Consider the following 579-nt stretch of genomic DNA (forward strand, 5'->3'; position numbering starts at 1 on the left):
CAATCGCTCATCGACCATTCCGGAAACGGGTACCATGCTACACTCCAATCCACCGCCAACGTGGAATGGGTCTCCGGAATAGAGGGACTTGGGCTTTCACTGAACGGATGGGCGAATCGTTTTGCAAAACTTCCCCACCAAAACGGACTGGAGTTTACGGAGAAAATTACCATAAGTGCCTGGGTCAGACCAAATGCCTTGCACAAAGGGACCATTGTATCCAAAGCCGACGGAAACGGTTTCGAGTTTTGGCTGGACAGCAACGGGCAGCTGGAGTTTAGGCTGAACCGAGGCAACAACGGTTCACAGTACAGGATGCGTTCAACCTACAACTACTCCGGGGACATCGGGAAATGGGTACACCTGGCCGCCACCTTTGACGGAACCACCATGCGCGTCTTCGTCAACGGTCAAGAGGACAAATCCCAATCCTTCACTCCTTTCACCATAGGAACCAATTCCGGCGACCTCGTTATCGGGGCTCTCGGAACCATACAGCGACTCAATGGCTCCCTTGACGAATTGAGACTCTATAACCGGGCACTTGACCCGGCAGAAATCCTGTTGTTGGCCAATGGA

Annotated in this window: 1 protein-coding gene; it reads left to right on the forward strand. The window is 52.8% G+C overall.

Features of this window, described 5'->3' with window-relative positions; genetic code table 11:
• Positions 1 to 579: LamG domain-containing protein (locus tag C943_RS21150; RefSeq protein WP_040481803.1), on the forward strand; the 579-nt coding region annotated here is incomplete at both ends.

The sequence above is a fragment of the Mariniradius saccharolyticus AK6 genome (assembly GCF_000330725.2).
GTDB lineage: Bacteria > Bacteroidota > Bacteroidia > Cytophagales > Cyclobacteriaceae > Mariniradius > Mariniradius saccharolyticus.